Raw genomic sequence first — 3617 nt, forward strand, 5'->3', positions numbered from 1 at the left:
CGAGCTCCTCATCGCCGACGGCGACCACCGGGTCGCCTTCGCCCGCTACGAGGAGCTGATGCGGGACTACGCGAAGGTGTCGCAGCGCGGCAGCGCGGGGCCGTTCCTCGCGCCGCCGTCACCCCTGCGGATCAAGCTGCGGGACTGGACGTTCAAGTCCCGCTTCCTGCTCGGCCTGATGCTCAAGGCGACCGACAAGTTCGCCACGGACATCGACCTGCCGGCCTACCCCTCGTAACTCGCGTGATCCAACCCGGATCTCGCGTGATCCAGCCCGTAACTCGCGTGATTCAACCCGGAACTCGCGTGATCCAGGCCGGAACTCGCCAGTTCCGGCTCCAATCACGTGAGTTACGGCTCCGATCACGTGAGTTGCGGGTCTGATCACGTGAGTTACGGCTTCGTGCACACCGCCGGCCTATGCCTCGGGGTCGTAGGCCAGGTTGGGCCGGAGCCACTGCTCGACTTCGGCGATCTTCACGCCCTTGCGGCGCGCGTAGTCCTCGACCTGGTCGCGGCCGAGCCGGCCGACGGTGAAGTAGCGGGAGTCCGGGTGGGCGAAGATCAGGCCGGACACGCTCGCCGCCGGGGTCATCGCGTACGACTCGGTCAGGGCCATGCCCAGCTCGTCGGCCGCCAGGAGCTCGAACAGCTCGCGCTTCTGGCTGTGGTCGGGGCTGGCCGGGTAGCCGAGGGCCGGGCGGATGCCGCGGAACCGCTCCGCGTGCAGGTCCGCCAGCTCCGGCTGCGCGTCCGGCTCGAACCAGTCGCGGCGGGCGCGCAGGTGGATGTGCTCGGCGAACGCCTCGGCGAGGCGGTCGGCCAGCGCCTTGACCATGATCGCGCGGTAGTCGTCCTGCTCGGCCTCGAACCGTTTCGCCAGCGCCTCGGCGCCGTGGATGGCCACCGCGAAGCCGCCGAGGTGGTCGCCGATCGGCGCGATGTAGTCGGCGAGGCAGCGGTTCGCGCGATCCTCGGGCTTCGCCGTCTGCTGCCGCAGCATCGGGAAGCCGACGTGCGCGTACTCGCCCTCGAGCACGATGTCGTCGCCTTCGCTGTGCGCGGGCCAGAACGCGTACGCGCCCTTCGCGGTGAAGCTGCCGTCGGCGATGATCTCGTCGAGCAGGGTGTTCGCGTCGTCGAACAGCTCGCGGGCGACCGGCTGCTCCAGGATGGCCGGGTACTTGCCCTTGAGCTCCCAGGCCAGGAACAGGAACTGCCAGTCGACCATCTCGCGCAGTTCCGCGATGCTCGGTTCGACCACGCGGACGCCGGTGAACGCCGGGGTCGGCAGGCCGTCGAACGCGACCTTCTCGGGGTTCGCGCGGGCCTGTTCGAGGGTCAGCATCGGGCGGCGCTGCTTGCTCGCGTGCTGCTCGCGCAGCACCTCCTGGTCGGCCCGGTTCTTCTCGGCCAGCACGATCGAACGGTCGGGGTCGAGCAGGTCGGACACGACGCCGACCACGCGCGAGGCGTCGAGCACGTGCACCGTGGCGTTGTCGTAGGCCGGGGCGATCTTGACCGCCGTGTGCTGGCGGGACGTCGTGGCGCCGCCGATGAGCAGCGGCAGCTTCAGGCCGCGCCGCTGCATCTCGGTGGCGACGGCGACCATCTCGTCCAGTGACGGCGTGATCAGCCCGGACAGTCCGACGGCGTCGGCGCCTTCGGTGACCGCGGTGTCGAGGATCTTGCCCGCCGGCACCATCACGCCGAGGTCGATCACCTCGTAGTTGTTGCAGCCCAGCACGACGCCGACGATGTTCTTGCCGATGTCGTGGACGTCGCCCTTCACCGTGGCCAGCACGATCTTGCCCTGGCCACCCGAGGTGGCGAGCCGGCCCTCCTGGCGCGCCTTCTCCTTCTCCGCCTCCATGAACGGCTCGAGGTAGGCGACGGACCGCTTCATCACGCGGGCGCTCTTCACGACCTGCGGCAGGAACATCTTGCCGGAGCCGAACAGGTCGCCGACGACCTTCATGCCGTCCATCAGCGGGCCCTCGATGACGTCGAGGGGCCGGGCCATCTGCTGCCGCGCCTCTTCGGTGTCGTCCTCGATGTAGTCGACGATGCCGTGGACCAGTGCGTGGGACAGGCGGGCGCCGACCGGCCCCTCGCGCCAGGAGAGGTCGACGACGCGCTTGGTGCCGCTGCCCTTGACGTTCTCGGCGAAGCTCACCAGGCGGTCGGTGGCGTCCTCGCGGCGGTCGAAGAGGACGTCCTCGACCAGCTCCAGGAGGTCCTTGGGGATGTCTTCGTAGACGGCGAGCTGGCCGGCGTTGACGATGCCCATGTCCAGGCCGACCTGCATGGCGTGGAACAGGAACGCCGAGTGCATCGCCTCGCGGACGACGTCGTTGCCGCGGAAGGAGAACGAGAGGTTCGAGATGCCGCCGGAGATGTGGACGCCGGGACAGCGCTCCTTGATCCGGGGCAACGCGTCGATGAACGCCTTCGCGTAGCCGTTGTGCTCGGCGATGCCGGTGGCGACGGCGAGGACGTTCGGGTCGAAGATGATGTCCTCGCCCGCGAAGCCGGCCTTCTGGGTGAGCAGGTCGTACGCGCGGCCGCAGATCTCCACCTTACGGTCGGCGGTGTCGGCCTGGCCCTGTTCGTCGAAGGCCATCACGACGACGCCGGCGCCGTAGTCGCGGATGGTGCGGGCCTGGGCGAGGAACGGCTCCTCGCCTTCCTTGAGGCTGATCGAGTTGACGACGCCCTTGCCCTGCAGGCAGCGCAGGCCGGCTTCGAGCACGCTCCACTTGGAGCTGTCGACCATGACCGGGATCCGGGCCACCTCGGGCTCGGTGGCGATCAGGTTGAGGAACGTCGTCATCGCCTGCTCGGACTCGAGCAGGTCGGCGTCCATGTTGACGTCGAGCAGGTTGGCCCCGCCGCGGACCTGCTCCAGGGCGACGTCGACGGCGCCCTGGTGGTCGCCGGATTCGATGAGCCGCCGGAACCGCTTGGAGCCGGTGACGTTGGTGCGCTCGCCGATCATCACGAACCCGGTGTCGGCGCCGATGCCGAACGGCTCGAGCCCGCTGAACCGGGTGTGGGTGCGCGGTGCGGGCACCTCGCGCGGCGTGACGCCCCGCGCGGCTTCGGCGATCTTCGCGATGTGGGCCGGGCCGGTGCCGCAACAGCCGCCGACCAGGTTGACCAGGCCCTCGCGGGCGAACCCGCCGATCAGCCCGGCGGTCTCCTCGGGCGTCTGGTCGTAGCCGCCGAACGCGTTCGGCAAGCCGGCGTTGGGGTGGCAGGCGACGTAGGTGTCGGCGATCCTCGAGAGCTCCTCGACGTGCGGGCGCATCTCCTCGGCGCCCAGCGAGCAGTTCACGCCGACGACCAGCGGTTTCGCGTGCTCGATCGAGCTCCAGAACGCCTCGACGGTCTGCCCGGACAGCGTCCGGCCGCTCAGGTCGACGATCGTCACCGAGATCCACAGCGGCAGGTGCGGGGCGACCTCGCGCGCGGCGGCGATGGCGGCCTTGCAGTTCAGCGTGTCGAAGATCGTCTCGATCAGCAGCAGGTCGACACCCCCCTCGGCGAGGCCGGCGATCTGCTCCGCGTAGGACGCCTTGACCTGCTCGAACGTCACCGCCCGGTACGCCGGGTCG

The 3617-nt window shown here is 69.6% G+C and carries 1 protein-coding gene and 1 pseudogene; one reads left to right on the forward strand and one right to left on the reverse strand.

Annotated elements, in window-relative coordinates; translation table 11 throughout:
* Nucleotides 1–238: pseudogene (locus CCN39_RS26795) on the forward strand (FAD-dependent oxidoreductase); the annotation flags it as partial.
* Nucleotides 239–418: 180 nt separating this feature from the next.
* Here CCN39_RS26795 and metH read toward each other — a convergent pair.
* On the reverse strand, nt 419–3617 hold a 3199-nt coding region (gene metH / locus CCN39_RS26800), incomplete at its 5' end, for a methionine synthase (RefSeq protein WP_086846507.1).

Source organism: Amycolatopsis kentuckyensis (assembly GCF_002155975.1).
Classification (GTDB): Bacteria; Actinomycetota; Actinomycetes; order Mycobacteriales; family Pseudonocardiaceae; genus Amycolatopsis; species Amycolatopsis kentuckyensis.